This is a genomic window from Streptomyces sp. NPDC001606 (assembly GCF_053596835.1).
Genome location: NZ_JBSFHC010000005.1, coordinates 98,443 through 113,549 on the forward strand (window position 1 = coordinate 98,443; position 15,107 = coordinate 113,549).

General features: G+C 70.1%; 16 protein-coding genes, 1 pseudogene and 1 riboswitch. Of the genes and pseudogenes, 9 read left to right on the forward strand and 8 right to left on the reverse strand.

Features of this window, described 5'->3' with window-relative positions; all coding sequences use genetic code 11:
* Nucleotides 1-139: 139 nt before the first annotated feature.
* A complete protein-coding gene (locus ACWCV9_RS11985; protein WP_450785875.1) occupies nt 140-991 on the reverse strand; it encodes a fumarylacetoacetate hydrolase family protein in 852 nt (283 codons plus the stop codon).
* Between the two features lie 279 nt (nt 992-1,270).
* On the opposite strand from ACWCV9_RS11985, the gene ACWCV9_RS11990 reads away from it, so the two are divergent.
* Entirely contained in the window at nt 1,271-1,972 is a 702-nt protein-coding gene (locus ACWCV9_RS11990) for a FadR/GntR family transcriptional regulator (RefSeq protein ID WP_450785877.1), read from the forward strand.
* A gap of 57 nt (nt 1,973-2,029) precedes the next feature.
* On the opposite strand, the gene ACWCV9_RS11995 is transcribed toward ACWCV9_RS11990, so the two are convergent.
* From ACWCV9_RS11995 to ACWCV9_RS12015, 5 genes are all read right to left on the reverse strand, one after another.
* The gene (locus ACWCV9_RS11995; RefSeq protein WP_450785879.1) at nt 2,030-3,304 is read right to left on the reverse strand and encodes a COG4705 family protein; all 1,275 of its coding nucleotides are present in this window, start codon (nt 3,302-3,304) and stop codon (nt 2,030-2,032) included.
* A 38-nt stretch (nt 3,305-3,342) separates the two neighbouring features.
* Nucleotides 3,343-4,611 carry a sensor histidine kinase gene (locus tag ACWCV9_RS12000; RefSeq protein WP_450785881.1) on the reverse strand — a complete coding sequence of 423 codons (1,269 nt, stop codon included), beginning with the start codon at nt 4,609-4,611 and terminating at the stop codon, nt 3,343-3,345.
* Entirely contained in the window at nt 4,602-5,255 is a 654-nt protein-coding gene (locus tag ACWCV9_RS12005; protein WP_385845932.1) for a response regulator transcription factor, read from the reverse strand. Before ACWCV9_RS12005 ends, ACWCV9_RS12000 begins: the two co-directional genes overlap by 10 nt.
* Before the next feature lie 68 nt (nt 5,256-5,323).
* On the reverse strand, nt 5,324-6,400 hold the full coding sequence (locus tag ACWCV9_RS12010) for a sodium-dependent transporter (RefSeq protein ID WP_450785883.1): 1,077 nt from the start codon (nt 6,398-6,400) through the stop codon (nt 5,324-5,326).
* A gap of 196 nt (nt 6,401-6,596) precedes the next feature.
* Complete coding sequence (locus ACWCV9_RS12015; protein WP_450785885.1) at nt 6,597-8,246, reverse strand: purine-cytosine permease family protein; 1,650 nt, start codon at nt 8,244-8,246, stop codon at nt 6,597-6,599.
* A 289-nt stretch (nt 8,247-8,535) separates the two neighbouring features.
* Here ACWCV9_RS12015 and ACWCV9_RS12020 point away from each other — a divergent pair, with 289 nt between their 5' ends.
* From ACWCV9_RS12020 to ACWCV9_RS12030, 3 genes are all read left to right on the forward strand, one after another.
* On the forward strand, nt 8,536-8,826 hold the full coding sequence (locus ACWCV9_RS12020) for a hypothetical protein (RefSeq protein ID WP_450785886.1): 291 nt from the start codon (nt 8,536-8,538) through the stop codon (nt 8,824-8,826).
* An 89-nt stretch (nt 8,827-8,915) separates the two neighbouring features.
* Nucleotides 8,916-9,060, forward strand: a riboswitch (cobalamin riboswitch).
* A gap of 35 nt (nt 9,061-9,095) precedes the next feature.
* Nucleotides 9,096-9,317: a CbtB domain-containing protein gene (locus ACWCV9_RS12025; protein WP_385845928.1), complete on the forward strand. Its 222-nt coding sequence runs from the start codon at nt 9,096-9,098 to the stop codon at nt 9,315-9,317.
* A 22-nt stretch (nt 9,318-9,339) separates the two neighbouring features.
* Nucleotides 9,340-10,092 carry a CbtA family protein gene (locus tag ACWCV9_RS12030; RefSeq protein ID WP_450785888.1) on the forward strand — a complete coding sequence of 251 codons (753 nt, stop codon included), beginning with the start codon at nt 9,340-9,342 and terminating at the stop codon, nt 10,090-10,092.
* A 180-nt stretch (nt 10,093-10,272) separates the two neighbouring features.
* Here the strand turns inward: ACWCV9_RS12030 and ACWCV9_RS12035 are convergent, their stop codons facing one another.
* On the reverse strand, nt 10,273-10,533 hold the full coding sequence (locus tag ACWCV9_RS12035; RefSeq protein ID WP_450786263.1) for a hypothetical protein: 261 nt from the start codon (nt 10,531-10,533) through the stop codon (nt 10,273-10,275).
* Between the two features lie 30 nt (nt 10,534-10,563).
* The gene (locus ACWCV9_RS12040; RefSeq protein ID WP_450785889.1) at nt 10,564-11,427 is read right to left on the reverse strand and encodes an SDR family oxidoreductase; all 864 of its coding nucleotides are present in this window, start codon (nt 11,425-11,427) and stop codon (nt 10,564-10,566) included.
* Between the two features lie 152 nt (nt 11,428-11,579).
* Between ACWCV9_RS12040 and ACWCV9_RS12045 the strand changes: the two genes are divergently transcribed.
* From ACWCV9_RS12045 to ACWCV9_RS12065, 5 genes and pseudogenes are all read left to right on the forward strand, one after another.
* Nucleotides 11,580-11,957, forward strand: coding sequence for a winged helix-turn-helix transcriptional regulator (locus ACWCV9_RS12045; RefSeq protein ID WP_450785891.1), 378 nt, complete (start codon nt 11,580-11,582; stop codon nt 11,955-11,957).
* A 74-nt stretch (nt 11,958-12,031) separates the two neighbouring features.
* Nucleotides 12,032-12,309: pseudogene (locus ACWCV9_RS12050) on the forward strand (hypothetical protein); the annotation flags it as partial.
* Entirely contained in the window at nt 12,306-12,548 is a 243-nt protein-coding gene (locus ACWCV9_RS12055; RefSeq protein WP_450785892.1) for a DUF5302 domain-containing protein, read from the forward strand. The pseudogene ACWCV9_RS12050 and the gene ACWCV9_RS12055, both read left to right, overlap by 4 nt.
* 542 nt (nt 12,549-13,090) lie before the next feature.
* Nucleotides 13,091-13,294, forward strand: a complete 204-nt coding sequence (locus ACWCV9_RS12060; protein ID WP_450785894.1) for a cold-shock protein — start codon at nt 13,091-13,093, stop codon at nt 13,292-13,294.
* A 292-nt stretch (nt 13,295-13,586) separates the two neighbouring features.
* Nucleotides 13,587-15,065: a DEAD/DEAH box helicase gene (locus tag ACWCV9_RS12065; RefSeq protein ID WP_450785896.1), complete on the forward strand. Its 1,479-nt coding sequence runs from the start codon at nt 13,587-13,589 to the stop codon at nt 15,063-15,065.
* Nucleotides 15,066-15,107 lie beyond the last annotated feature (42 nt).

Consider the following 15,107-nt stretch of genomic DNA (forward strand, 5'->3'; position numbering starts at 1 on the left):
CGCTCGGCGAGTCCCGTCCGCCCTCACGCAGGAGGGTGAGGGCCTCCTCCCGGGGTGAGGACGTCGGCGATGTACCGGAAGTCGACCGTGTCGACCGCGGTGATCCGGGCGGAGGTTGCCGTCACGGGGGTGCTGCCCCTCACGCCTGGGCGAAGGTCTGGCGTTGGCTGCCGAGGCCGTCGACGGAGAGTTCGACCGTGTCGCCGGGGCGCAGGAAGGGGGTGCCGGGGAGACCCAGGGCCACGCCCGCAGGGGTACCGGTGTTGATCACGTCACCCGGCTCCAGGACCATGTACTGGCTCAGGTACGACACGATGTGGTCGACCGGGAAGATCATGTCGCTGGTGTGGCCGTCCTGCCGTTTCACGCCGTTGACGCTCAGGTGCAGTCCGAGGTTCTGGGGGTCGCCGACCTCGTCGGCGGTGACCAGCCAGGGGCCGAGGGGATTGAAGGTCTCACAGGACTTGCCGAGGTCCCACTGCGACGAGTACTCCAGCTGGAACTCCCGCTCGGAGACGTCATGGCTGATCGCATACCCCGCGATCACGTCCCGCGCGGCCTCGGGGCCGTCCAGGTAGCGGGCCCGGCGGCCGATGACGACCGCGAGCTCGACCTCCCAGTCGGTCTTCGCCGAGTGACGGGGTATCAGCACCTGGTCGTACGGGCCGACGACCGTGCCCGGGTCCTTCATGAACACCACCGGGCGGGCGGGGATCGCCGCGCCGGTCTCGGCCGCGTGGTCGCGGTAGTTCAGACCGATGCAGACGATCTTGCCGGGGCGCGCGAGGGGTGCGCCGATCCGCAGACCGTCCGCATCCAGCTCGGGCAGCTCTCCCGCCATGACGGCCGCGCGGGCCCGGTCGACTCCGCCGGACGCGAGGAAGGCCCCGTCGATGTCGTGGGTCACGGAGCTCAGCTCCAGCAGCCGGCCGTCGTCGGTGCGGACGGCGGGCCGCTCCTGTCCGTGGGCTCCGACGCGTAGCAGTTTCACCGGGCAAGCCCCCCTGGTCATCGGATGTATGACGCACCGCGACCTTAAGATGCGGCTGTCGCCGCTGGCAATGGATTCATCGGGTGTATTTTCCCAGCCGTGCAGGCCGGGCACCTGAGTGTCGCCTCTCTTCGCGGGGGTGACGTCTCGGTATCCGAGATACATCGGATGAATAGCCCCGGGATGAGGTGGATCGTCATCATCGGCGCCCCTGATAGCCTCCCGAACCGGGCCCGGCGGGGCTCGCCCCACTCATCCCCGGCACGGAGAGGCCTGCCCGTGGCACTGACGGACGATGCGATCGACAAGATCAAGTCAATGATCGTCAACGGCGAACTCGCGCCCGGCTCCCGCCTGCCCAAGGAGGAGATCCTCGCCGAACAGCTCGGCCTGTCCCGGAACTCCCTGCGCGAGGCCGTCCGGGCGCTGACCGCCATGCGCATCCTGATCACCCGTCAGGGCGACGGCACGTACGTCTCCAGCCTGGAGCCCCACCTCCTGCTCGAGAGCCTCTCCTTCGCCGCCGACGTCTCCCAGGGCCGGACGGCGCTCCAACTGCTCCAGGTACGCCGGCTGCTCGAACCGCAGGCGACCGGAGTGGCCGCCGCGCTCCTGACACCGGAGGACCTCCAGGAACTGCGCGACATCCTCGACCGGTCCCGGACCGTCGCCACCGTGGAGGAGTTCGTCGCCCACGACACGGCCTTCCACCTCAGGATCGTCGAAGCCGTCGGCAATCCCGTCCTGTCGATGCTGCTGCAAGTGCTCTCCACCCGAACCCAGCGGGTGCGCATCGCCCGCGGCATCAAGACCCGTGACGCCCTGGACAACGCCCACCACGACCATGAGCAGATCCTCGCCGCGCTCCAGTCACGCGACGCCCTGCTGGCCGCTTCCGCCGCGACCGTCCACATCACCGCCGTGGAGCAGTGGCTGGCCGCCAGCCTGACCGACGCCCCCTCGGGAGCCGCCGAGGAATGACCACGCCCGGCCGGGTGGGCCGGCCGGGCGCTGTGCGGGTCTGTCAGCCCATGTCCGTCAGCCCATGTCCGTCAGCAGGGCCTTCAGTTCCTTCTCCTGCTGCGCGGGCGACATCGGCGGGTTCGAGTGGTCGATGCCGAAGGTCTTGAGCATCTTGTCCATCTGGGCGTCGATGGAGTCCCAGCCGGTCTGGTCCAGCGGCTGCAGCGAGTCCTGGTCGGCATCCCACAGGTCACGCAGCTTCTGGGCGGCCGCATGGGCTCCGGCCGCGTCCCCCGAGCGTGCGTCCTTGAGCGAGGTCGACGCGAGCTTCTTCAGCGCGGCGACCTTGGCGGGCGGGAACTTCTTCACCGCCTGGCCGGGAGCCATCTGGACGGCCGAGGTGTTGTCCTCCTCCGGCGCCGGACCGACGTGCGGCTGGGCGTGGGCCCAGACCAGCAGGCCCGCGGTGGCGACGGCGAGCAGCCCGAAGCAGGCCAGCGCGATGCGCTCCTTGCGGGGGTCGCGGTTGGCCGGTGCGGCGTGGGTCGCCTCGTGGGTCTCGGCCACGTCCGAGCGCGTCACCGTCAGGTAGACCACCGTCGCCAGGATCAGGCCCAGGAAGATCAGGCTGGTGGTGAAGGTGCCCAGGTCGAGACCGGTCGGGTCGCCCGGGTTCTGGGCGACCTTGGGGGAGGCGAGCCAGTCGCCGATGTTCGCGCCCAGCGGGCGGGTCAGGATGTAGGCGAGCCAGAAGGACAGCACCGGGTTCGCGCCGAACTTCCACAGCAGCGTGATCGCCGCGATGAGGCCGAGCGGCAGCAGGACGGAGACTCCCGGGCTCCAGCCGGTGAGTTCGAGGGTCCAGTCGCCGGTCGCGGTGCCGAGCGCGAAGGTGACGAGAACGGCGAGCCAGTAGAACGACTCCCGCGGCAGCGTCGTGACCGAGTGGATCGAGAGGGTGCGCTCGCGCAGCCACCACACGCCGAAGACCACCGCGAGCAGCACCGAGAAGACCGCGGAACTGATCCACAGCGGCACGTTCTGCTGGTCGGTCAGGATGTCGGTGTAGAGGGTGCCCGTGACGCTGACAACGACCACGGTCAGCCAGTAGGGAAACGGGACGTACCGCTTCAGCCGCAGCTGGACGGCCAGGACCACCGCGAACACCGCGGTGAAGATCCAGGCCGTGTTCACCAGACCGACGCCCAGCTTCATGTCGATCCAGTCGGCGAAGCTCTCCCCGACGGTCGTGCACAGGACCTTGATCACCCAGAACCAGATGGTGACCTCGGGAACCTTGTTGAGCATGAGACGCCCGCTGCGCGGGCGTGCTTCCGTTGTCGTTGTCATGCGGGGAGGTTTACGCCGGGAACCTGCACATAACCTGACTACGCGGTGGCACCGGCGGCCGGGAGCGTCACCTCGACATGACCGCGGCCGTCCGCGATCGCGCGGACCTCCGCACCGGCCGAGGCGGCGATGCGCCGGACCACCGGCAGCCCCAGCCCGTACCCGTCGCCGCCGGTCACCCCCGCTTCGAAGACCCGGTCGACATCCGCGGGATCGAATCCGGGCCCGTCGTCCAGGACATCGACCACGACGGCCTCGCCCTGGTTGCGGGCGGTGATCCACACCCGGGACTTCGCATGCCGCAGGCCGTTGTCCAGCAGGGGTGACAGCAGCGACACGGCGACGTCGGCCGCGACGGCGACCTCGACCTCCGCGGGGAAGGCGACCTCGACCGCGCGGCCGGCGATCGCCTGCCGCGCGGCGGAGCGCAGATCGCACCGGGTTCCCTTGTCCGTCCGTGCGCGCGCGGCGCGCAGCAGCGTCGTGATCGCCGCATCGAGGCGGTCCACCTCGCTCAGCACCGCCTCCGTCGGCACCGGCTCGCCGGACAGCTGCGCCAGCTGCGCCTCGGCCCGCAGGACCGTGAGCGGTGTCCGCAGCTCGTGGGCGATCTCGTCGGTGAGCCGGCGCTCGTCCGCCAGCGCGTTGTCGACGCGCTCCAGGAGGTGGTCCAGCGTCCGCCCCAGCTCCCCGAACTCGTCGCGGGGGACGCCGAGGTTGAAGCGGCGCCCCGGTTCGTGCTGGCCCCAGTCGTCGGCGAGGGCGGCCATCTCGTGCACGACCCGCAGCGCACGGCGCACCACGAGGTGGGCGACACCGCCGGCGAGCAGGATCGTGAGGCCGCCCAGTATCAGGGACAAGGCCAGGCTGCGCTGCTCGGATGTCTCGTACGGCGTGAGGTCCACCCGGACGATCACCATGACGTGATGGCCGTGGACCGGGACCCTCCGCGCGTACAGGAGGTAGTCGCCGACCGTCGCGGTCTGCGGTCGCCCGGAGTCCGCGAGCTTCTCGACACGATCGACCAGGCTCGGCGGGACGTCTCCGTCGAGCAGACGGCCGTCGGCATACACCCAGGCGACCTCGTCCAGCGCCTCGCTGCTGTTCTCCGTCAGTACGACGCGGCCGCCCACGGTGGTCACGTTCGCCGCGACCGCCTCGGCGCGCGTCCGTGCCAGATCGTGCGCGTCGGCGTCGGTCACCCGGCTCAGCAGCACATGCGAGACGACGACCAGGATCGCGACCACGGCGGTGGCGATCAGCACGGTGAGGGCGACGACCCGCTTACGGAATCCCGTCACTGCCATCGGTAGCCCACACCGCGCACGGTCGCCAGCCGCTCGGCCACCCCCAGCGGACCGAGCTTGGCCCGCAGCCGGCGCACATAGGAGTCGAGGGTGTTGTCGCTGACCTGCGCCCCGTGCGGCCAGCCGGCAGCGATGAGGGCGTGCCGGCGCACCGCGTCGCCCTGCGAGGCGATCAGGCGGCCGAGCAGCCGGAACTCGGTCGGGGTCAGGCTCATGCTCGCCGCATCGTAGGTCACCACGTGCTTCGCCGGATCGAGGACGACCTCGCGCGGTGCGGGCGCCACGGTGGCCCGGCGCAGCAGCGCCCGGACGCGGACCAGCAGTTCCGGGATGTCGAAGGGTTTGGTCATGTAGTCGTCGGCGCCGGCCTCGAAGCCGCCCACCTTGTGATGCAGGCCGTCCAGGGCGGTGAGCATCAACACCGGCGCGTCGACGCCGCGGGCCCGCAGGGCCAGGCAGACGTCGCGGCCGTCGGCGTCCGGGAGCCCGAGATCCAGGACGACCAGATGAGGCGCCGGTGCGAGCTGCCGCAGCAGGCTGTCGGCCGTGGCGGCGACGGAGACGGTGTGGCCGTCGTGCTCCAGGGCGCGCTTGAGGACGCCACGGACCGCCGCGTCGTCTTCGCACACCATGATGAAAGCCACGGGCCGACCCTAGATACTCCCGGCCCGGTTCTCCATCTTCCCAGGTCAACCGCCTGACGGCCGATGTTCTAGGCGACCGGACGCAACACCGTGGGCGGCCGGAGCCGTACGACTCGGTTGGCGGCCGTCTTCTGGAGCAGGCCGTAGGCGAGGACCGGGAGCAGCAGGTGTGGCTTGTCCGGGAGCACGGCGGTGATCAGTACGGCGCCGGCGCTGCTGTTGTTCATGCCGCAGGCCAGGGTGAGCGAGGAGGCGGCGGGCGGGTCCAGCCGCAGCAGCCGCGCGGCGCAGCGGCCGAGCACGAACGACAGATGGCAGACCAGTGCGGCCACGACCAGCGCGGCGCCCAGCAGCAGCGGGCGTGGCCGAGCGACGAAGGAGCCGAGGGCGCCGCTGGCGTTGACGTACGTCAGGACCAGCGAGCCGGCGAGGGCCACCGGCACGACCGCGCCCAGCGCCCGGCCGAGCGAGGACGCGGGCAGGGCGAGCCGGACCAGGATGCCCCCCGCGCAGGGCAGCACCACGCCGACGAAGGTGAAGCCGCCGCCCGCAAGGTGGATACTCGCGGCGAGCGAGCCGGCGTAGCCGCCGCTGAGCAGCGGAGCCAGCAGCTCGATCACCAGCGGTGTGGTGAGGGGGCTGATGAGGGTGGAGGCGAGGACCAGGCCGACCATGGTCGGCTGGTCGCCGTCGCCCTTGCCGGTCCACACCGTGGCGCCGGCCGCGACGGGCATCGCCGTGATCAGGATCATCGCGGTGACCAGGCCGCTGCCGCCGTCGGAGTCGGGCGAGGCGTGCAGCAGGACCACGATGAGCGGGATGACCAGCAACGGGATCGCCAGGTGCAGCGCGAGCCCGGCGAGCAGGGCACTCGGGCGCCGCAGGACCCGGACCAGCTCACGGACGGGGACCTGGAGTCCGGACGAGAACATCACCAGCCACAGCAGGCAGGGTGCGGTGGACACCGGCAGTCGGATCAGTGGTCCCAGCGGCAGTGCGTGGGGGTGGCGCAGCCACAGGCCGGGGCCCGGCACGAGCAGGGCTGCGGCGTAGCACAGGACGACGGCCCGGCCCAGACGGCGCCGCAGCCAGGCGGTCGCACGGTCAGTGGGCGCCGGTGTGGCGGTGGGAGCTGGTGCATGCATGGCGGTTTTCTTCCGTCGTGGGGGCAGGGGCGGGACGGAAGACCGTTATGCGGAGACCATGTGCGTGCGTGTGCATGGAGCCATGGTGCGGGCACGGAACCGGCGGGGCGGGTGATCCACGGCGGCAGTCAGGATGTGTTCAGGCAGCCGCCCCTTCCCGCCTCCGCACGGCCGCCCGCCCACGCACGACCCCTGGCTAAGCGGTGGAAGGCAGCACGTGGTCGCCGATCTTGTCCGTGCTCAGGCACAGGGAGCAGACGGCCGCGTCGTGTGTGGCGCAGGCGGTCAGGTCCGGGCGTTCGTACGGCCGTTGGCAGACGTGGCAGTCGAAGGTGCGGGCGCTGGGGTTGCCGTGGGCGTCCAGCAGGGGCTCGTCCAGGCCGTCGTCGGTGCGGCGGAGGTAGTACCCGCCCTTGGTGACGATCGCCATCAGCGGGGTCAGGGCGAAGGCGATGACGGCAGAGGCGACGGGGGAGTACGGCTGGAGGGTGTCGCCCAGCAGGTGGAAGTACATGGCGATGGACAGGCCGGAGGCGGCGACGAAGGCCACGACGCCGACCGGGTTGACGGCATGGAGCATGCCCCGGCGGAACTCCGGCTGGAGCGGGGAGAGCTTCAGCAGGTACTTGTTGACGCCGATGTCGGTGGCGACGGTGACCACCCAGGCGATCGCGCAGTTCGAGTAGAAGCCCAGGATGCTGTTGAGGAAGCTGAACATGTCGGCTTCCATCAGGGCGAGCGCGAAGCCCAGGTTGGCCAGGACGAAGACCATGCGGCCGGGGTAGTGCCGGGTGATGCGGGTGAAGGAGTTCGTCCAGGCGAGCGAGCCGGAGTAGGCGTTCGTGACATTGATCTTGATCTGGCTGATGACCACCAGCGCCACGGCGAGCGGGACGACCATCCAGGAGGGCATCATCGCGTCGAAGGCACCGCGGAACTGCTGGATGGGCTCGGTCGCGGCAGCCGGGCCGACCTTGGCGAGGATGTACACCGCGAGGAAGACGCCGATGGCCTGCTTCAGCGCGCCGAGCACCACCCAGCCGGGGCCCGCCATGACGACGGCCGTCCACCAGGTGCGCTTGTTGCTCTCGGTCTTGGGCGGCATGAAGCGCAGGTAGTCGATCTGCTCGCCTATCTGGGCGATGAGCGAGAGACAGACGCCGGCGCCGAGCAGGACCGAGGCCGTGTTGACGCCGCCGTCGCCGTCCGTGCCGGTGTAGGCGAGGAAGCGGTCGACGGTGCCGGGGTCGGTGGCGATCAGGTAGACCAGCGGGCCGACCATCAGCAGCAGCCAGACCGGGGTGGTCCACACCTGGAGCTTGCTGAGCGCCTTCATGCCGTAGATCACCAGCGGGATGACCATGAGCGTGGAGACCAGATAGCCCAGCCACAGGGGCAGCCCCAAGCCGAGTTTGAGGCCCTGGGCCATGATCGAGCCTTCGAGGGCGAAGAAGATGAAGGTGAAGCTGGCGAAGATGACGCTGGTGAGGACCGAGCCGTAGTAGCCGAAGCCCGAGCCGCGGGTGATGAGGTCGAGGTCGATGTTGTAGCGGGCGCCGTAATAGGCGAGCGGGAAGCCGGTGATGAAGATGACCACGGCAGCCACCGCGATGGCCACGAGCGCGTTGCCGGTGCCGTGCGCCAGGCCGATACCGGCGCCGATGGAGAAGTCGGCCATGTAGGCGATGCCGCCCAGGGCGGTGGTCGCCACGACCATGGGGGTCCAACGGCGGTAACTGCGGGGAGCGAAACGGAGGGTGTAGTCCTCCAGCGTCTCCCTGACCGCCTGGTCGGCGGCGGCCTTCGGCGCGCTTGCCGTTTGCGTGCGTGACTCGGTGGTGCTCATGCCGCGCCTCCCGATGCTGCTGGTGCGGGTGCCTCTGTGGGGAAAGCCCCGCTTGGCGTCATCGGCAGGACGGGGGAGCCGACGGACCGTCATATGTACCGTTCGGCCGTGTAGACGACTCTGATCCCACGGCCGGTCACGCTAGAAAGCGGCTGTTACCGCCGGCGCCCGCCGTCGTGAACGCGAAGTTTCCGAGAACTCACCTGCTGCCGTGCGGCGTTGGTCCAGCCCCGGTGACGCGCCACCACTCCTCAGGGCCGGCCTCGCTCGATGAGATCATGACCGTGAGGTGACCGGAGTGGATCACGCCGCACAGACTGCGCGACTGCGGGCGGAGGTGCCGGTGCGCATCTCGGAGTGCCTCGACGTGTGCGATCAGGCCAACGTCATCGTCGTACAGCCGTCTGCCGCGGGCCGTGCCGCCGGTGCCCGGCCGGTCTGGCTCGGGCTGGTCAACGACCCGGACGCGACCGAGGACATCGTCACCTGGGTCCGTGCCGGTGGTCCAGGCGTGGCGCCACTGCCGGACATCCTCGACCTGTACGCCTTCACCCCACGGCGGCGCTCCGCGGCTCCCTGAACTGAGGGCGAACCCTATTCCCCGGAAGCCCGTTCCGCCCCGCCCGGTGCGAGAGGAGGATCGCGCCAGACTGAGGCGGTCTTGGCCGTGCTCGTGCCACGCGGTACGGTCTGTCCGATATCGACGACGGCGAGACGGAAGCCGGTGGGAATCCGGCACGGTCGCGCCACTGTATGCCGGACACCGCGGGGTGTCCGGTGAGTCAGACCCGTGGCCGTCGTCCAGTGCACCACCGAGATGGGACGCGAACTCCCAGAGGAGGTTCTGCCATGGCGCAGACCGTCGCCCAGCCGACAGCCACCACTCCCGCCATCCCCGCCACGCTGCCGCTGAAGGCGATAGCTCCCTGGGCGGTCTTCTTCGGCATCCTGATGCTGGTCCTGCTGTACTTCGTCGGCGCCGAGCAGGGCGCCACCTCCGTGTTCAACGGCACGGACGTCCACGAGTGGGTGCACGACGCCCGCCACCTGCTGGGCTTCCCCTGCCACTGACGCGAGGGACGCCCCGACTCCCATGAACTCCGCAACGGTAAGAAACCTCCTCGTGCGGGGCATGCTCGCCGGCCTCGCGGCCGGCGTGCTCGCTCTCGTCGTCGCCTACCTCCTCGGCGAGCCGAACGTCGACAAGGCGATCAGCTTCGAGGCGGCGCACTCCCACGAGCACGGGATGGAGGTCGTCTCCCGCTCCCTCCAGTCCACGGCGGGCCTCGCCACCGGCGTCCTCGTGTACGGGGTCTCCTTCGGCGGCATCGCCGCGCTCGCCTACTGCTTCGCGCTCGGCCGCGTCGGCCGGTTCGGGCCGCGGGCGACCGCGCTGCTGCTGTCCGGCTGCGCGCTGCTCGCGGTGTACGTCGTCCCGTTCCTGAAGTACCCGGCCAATCCGCCGTCGGTCGGCGAACCCGACACCATCGGCAAGCGGACCACCCTGTACTTCCTGATGATGCTGCTCAGCGTCCTCCTCGCGGTCGCCGCCACCATCCTGGGCAAGCGCCTGGCGCCCGGCCTGGGCACCTGGTGGGCGACGGTGGTCGCGGTGGCCGCATTCGCCGTCGCCATCGGCCTGGCCTACCAGTTCCTGCCCGCCATCAACGAGGTGCCGAGGGACTTCCCGGCCACCTTGCTGTGGCGGTTCCGGCTCTCGGCCCTGGCGATCCAGCTGAGCCTGTGGACAGGTTTCGGCCTGCTCTTCGGTGAACTGGCGGAACGCCTGCTGAACCCCAAGCCGGCAACGGCCGCGAGCAAGCGCGTGGTTCCGGCCGCGCACTGATTCCTTCCGGACGCCAGAGGGCCCTTCGGAACCATCCGAGGGCCCTCTGGCGTTCCCTGGACACCGCCTGCGCTGCGAGTTGGCTGCGCTGCTGCGCCGACACCGCGATACGACGTCCTGAACCACGGTGCTGTCGGCCGAGGGGGGGACACCCGGCCGTCAGCGTTCTGCCCGGCGGACTCATCCCGGCCGGGGCCCTTGCCCGTGGCACCCCGGTCCGCAGCATGGTCCGGTCACGGTCAGGAGGCGGGCAGCTCCCCGCGGACGATGCAGGGAGCAGGACGCGGAGACGTCGAGGCCGTCCAGGTGGGCGGCGCCGGTCTCGGTGAAGTCCAGGGCCAGGCCCTGGACCGCGGCTGTGGCGAGCACCGGCGGGGCCTCGCCGAGCCGGCCGAAGTAGGACGTCTTCAGCGGCGCGACGTCCTGGGTGCCGCGGGCCATCGATGACGGGGCTTCACACCTACGGGCGTCTCAGTGATGCAGGGCGGCCGCGAGTGCCTCGGCCAGGGTCAGGGGCGGGCGGCCGATCAGGCGGCGCAAGTCGCCGGAGTCGGTGTACATCTCGCCGTGGCTCATGCCGCGGTCGGCGTCGGCGAGGACCTCCGCCAGCTCGGTGGGCAGGCCCGCGGCGGCCAGCGCCTGGGCGAAGTCGGTCACCGGGAGGTCGGCGTAGGTCACCTGCTTTCCGGCCGCAGCGGAGATCGCGGTGGCGAGCTCGGTGAGGGTGAAGGATTCGTCGCCGCCGAGCTCGTACACGGCGCCGGTGTGGCCTTCGGCGGTGAGGACGACCGCTGCGGCCTCGGCGTAGTCGGCGCGGGCTGCGGCGCTGATCCGCCCCTCGCCCGCGGCGCCGACGACGGCGTCGTTCTCCAGGATCTGCGGCAGTTGGCTGGTGTAGTTCTCCAGGTACCAGCTGTTGCGCAGCAGCACGCTGGGGATTCCGCGGTCCCGCAGATACTCCTCGGTCTCCCTGTGCGTGGCGCCGATGACGGTGGTGGCAGTGTCCGCGTGGGTCGTGCTCGTGTACACCACCAGCGACACGCCTGCGGACACCGCGGCGTCGATCACGCGGCGGTGGTTGGCGACCCGCTCGCCCACGGGGACCGAGGCCGAGACCAGCAGCAGCCTGTCCGCCCCCGCGAATGCCTCCGCCAGGCCGTCGGTGTCCGCGAAGTCGGCGCGGCGCACCGTGATGCCTCGGTCGGCCAGGTCCTTGATCCTGCCGATGTCCCGGCCGGTCGCGATGATGTCCGCGGCCGGAATCCCGCGCCGCAGCAGTGCCTCCACGGTGAGCCTGCCCAGCTGGCCGGTGGCTCCGGTGACGACGATAGGCATGAGGGTCGTTCCTTCCTTCCGCGCGTGCGTCGCACGCCTGCCGCGGTTCGTCCGCGGCGGGATGGAACAAGACTGACCTGGACACTCTCTGCTGGGAAGTAGCCACTTCTTGGTAGGGTACTTACCCGACCGATAGCATTGAGGTGAGCCGTATGGCTGCGTCATTCGATCCGTACGAGCGCGGCTGCCCGTCGCGGGACCTGCTCGACCAGATCGGCAGCAAGTGGGCGGTCCTCGTGCTGGGCGAACTCGGCCGGAACGGAACCTCCCGGTTCGGCCAGCTCCGGCAGGCGCTGGCGGGCGTGAGCGAGAAGATGCTCACCCAGACGCTGCGCACCCTCGAACGCGACGGGCTGGTCAGCCGGACCGTCTACCCAGAGGTGCCGCCGCACGTGGAGTACGAGCTGACCCCGCTCGGCCAGACGCTGCGGGAACCGCTGAAGGCGCTCACGGAGTGGTCCGTGCTGCACATCGAGGAAGTCATCACCGCCCGCGAGGAGTACGACGACCGCACGGGACGCACCAGGTAATCGGCACCGACCGTCTTCGGGCGTCCACGTCAGTCCGGGGCGGGTGTGCCACAGCTCCGGCGTCGGCACCGCTGCCCCCGGGTTCTCCTCCCTGCCCGGGCTATGTGCACCGGGCGGGCCGCACCGCCCGCGCCGGTGAGTCCGGCAGCGTGGTCACGCTCGTGCTGGCGGCCAGCGCCGCCCGCTCGACGGCGGGCCCACCGTCCCCCGACCCAAGAACACCAACGCTCCCTTGGCCGCGGGAAGGACGCCCGCCGAAACGGAGCAGGATGATGTTGCCGGCGCCTCGCACTGCGCCCGGCATGACAAGCTGTGCTTGCCCACCCCCCCCGAACCCAGGAGGTCACCATGACCGCAGAGCCCGTATCTACGGAAGGTTCGGAGCCGGCTGCCGCCGAGACGTCCCCTCTGGAGCCGGACAGCGACGGCAACTACGACCTCAAGCGCAAGTTCCGCGAAGCCCTGGCGCGCAAGCGCGGTGTGCAGGCGGATGCTGCTGATGTTGCCGCCAAGTCCGATGCATCGAAGGTGCGTTCTGCGCACGGCCCGGCTGCGAGCCAGCGGTCGTTCAGGCGCAAGAGCGGCGGCTGAGTCGCTGAGGCCCGGTTGCGGGCGGGGCATCGCCGGGGGCTCGCGTGCGGGAATGGCCCAGATGCGGTTGGCTCGGGTCGGTGGCGCCGCCTGCGGCTGTCGAAGTTCCTCGCCGTCCGGGCCTGAGGCTCGTACGGCGGGCCACAGCACCGTACGTTGCCGCACCAGGATGCTGCTGTTTCCGCCCGCACCATCCCTTGGGGGAGCAGCCCTTGCGCTGGGCGCGCCCCCAAAAACTTCCCGAAGCGTTGCGCTTCGGCTGGGAAAATCTGTGCCCGCGGGCTGAGGTTTCAACGGGACAGGCAGACAGATTCTCTATCGCATTAAGTGGGGTGGGATTCTTCACCGTACACCGGCCGCTTCGGCGTGCTACTGTCGATCTCAGTTGCAGTTGTGGTCCCAAACTTCAAGTGCCCTCCGGGCGGCGTCTGTGCCACTGGAAGCACTTTTGTTATCCGGTCTTTTTCCCGGCGGGCGATCATCGCGGCGACACGGGGTCCGTGCAGTGCGGATCCCGATGCACTGCCCAGAGGAGAAATGACATGGCTGCTGGCACCGTCAAGTGGTTCAACGCGGAAAAGGGCTTCGGCTTCATCGAGCAGGACGGTGGCGGCCCTGACGTGTTCGCCCACTACTCGAACATTGCCGCCCAGGGCTTCCGTGAGCTGATCGAGGGCCAGAAGGTGACCTTCGACATCGCGCAGGGCCAGAAGGGCCCGACGGCCGAGAACATCGTTCTCGCCTGACGCCGACTGTCGCATACTTGTAGCTGGGGCCCGCGTCCTTCGGGGTGCGGGCCCCAGCTACTCGCGTTTTCCGCAGTGGTTTCACCTGCGGACGGCAACCAGGAAACCCGTAGCGCGGTGGACGCCCTAACATTGCGTCCGCTTCGCGCCACTCATTCCAGCGCCTGTGCCCGCACGGATTTTCCGTGGGTCAGATTCGCTGTCGCATTCCACCGGTCCATTCTTGCAATTCTCTCTGCTGCTGATCGCCGCGGGAATTCCTTGATATGTGCCGCATCGAGGAAGGTTCCGCATGAACCGCACACGCACGAACGACCGCTTCACCCGCACCCGTAACGGCAGTACCGACTCCGGCAGGGGCGGCAGCCGATTCGGCTCGTCGGCCAGGAGCCGCTCCGGTGGTTACGGCCGCCGGCCCGCCGCGGCCCAGGGCGAGTTCGCGCTGCCCAGGACGATCACACCCGCGCTCCCCGCCGTGGAGGGCTTCGCCGATCTCGACATGCCCGGGGCACTGCTGGCTGCGCTCACCTCGCAAGGCGTGACCGTACCCTTCCCGATCCAGGCCGCGACCCTGCCGAATTCCCTCGCCGGCCGGGACGTACTGGGCCGTGGCCGCACCGGCTCCGGCAAGACCCTCGCCTTCGGGCTGGCGCTGCTGGCCCGTACGGCCGGGCAGCGCGCCGAGGCCAGGCAGCCGCTGGGGCTGATCCTCGTACCTACCCGTGAACTGGCGCAGCAGGTCACCGACGCGCTCGCCCCGTACGCCCGCTCCGTGAGGCTGCGGCTGGCCACGGTGGTGGGCGGAATGCCGATCGGCCGACAGGCGAGCGCGCTGCGCGGTGGTGCCGAGGTCGTCGTCGCCACGCCGGGACGCCTCAAAGACCTCATCGATCGTGGCGAGTGCCGGCTGAACCAGGTTTCCACCACCGTCCTCGACGAGGCCGACCAGATGGCCGACATGGGCTTCATGCCGCAGGTCACCGCCCTCCTCGACCAGGTCCGCCCCGAAGGGCAGCGCATGCTGTTCTCCGCCACTCTCGACCGCAACGTCGACCTGCTCGTGCGCCGCTACCTCAGCGACCCCGTCGTGCACTCCGTCGACCCCTCGGCCGGTGCGGTCACGACGATGGAGCACCACGTGCTCCACGTTCACGTCGCCGACAAGCACGCGGCCACCACCCAGATCGCCGCACGCGACGGCCGCGTGATCATGTTCCTCGACACCAAGCACGCCGTCGACGGCCTCACCGAACACCTCCTGAACAGCGGGGTACGGGCCGCCGCCCTGCACGGCGGGAAGTCACAGCCACAGCGCACCCGCACGCTGGCACAGTTCAAGACCGGACACGTCAACGTGCTGGTAGCGACCAACGTCGCGGCGCGCGGCATCCACGTCGACAACCTCGACCTCGTCGTCAACGTCGACCCGCCGACCGACCACAAGGACTACCTCCACCGCGGCGGCCGTACCGCCCGTGCAGGAGAGTCCGGCAGCGTCGTCACCCTGGTCACCCCCCACCAGCGCCGCGGCATGACCCGCCTCATGGCAGCGGCCGGCATCGTCCCGCAGACCACCCAGGTCCGCGTCGGCGAAGAGGCCCTGCACCGCATCACCGGCGCTCAGGCACCCTCCGGCATCCCGGTCGTCATCACCGCACCGGTGGTCGAACGCCCCAAGAAGCGCGGCGCCACCTCACGCGGTCGGCGCCGCCCCGTCTCGGCGGCTCGCCGTGCGCTCGTACGACAGTCCACCGCCCGTCCGGCGGCATAGAACCTTCGTGTCAGGAAGCCCGCCCAACTTCGCAGGAGGCAC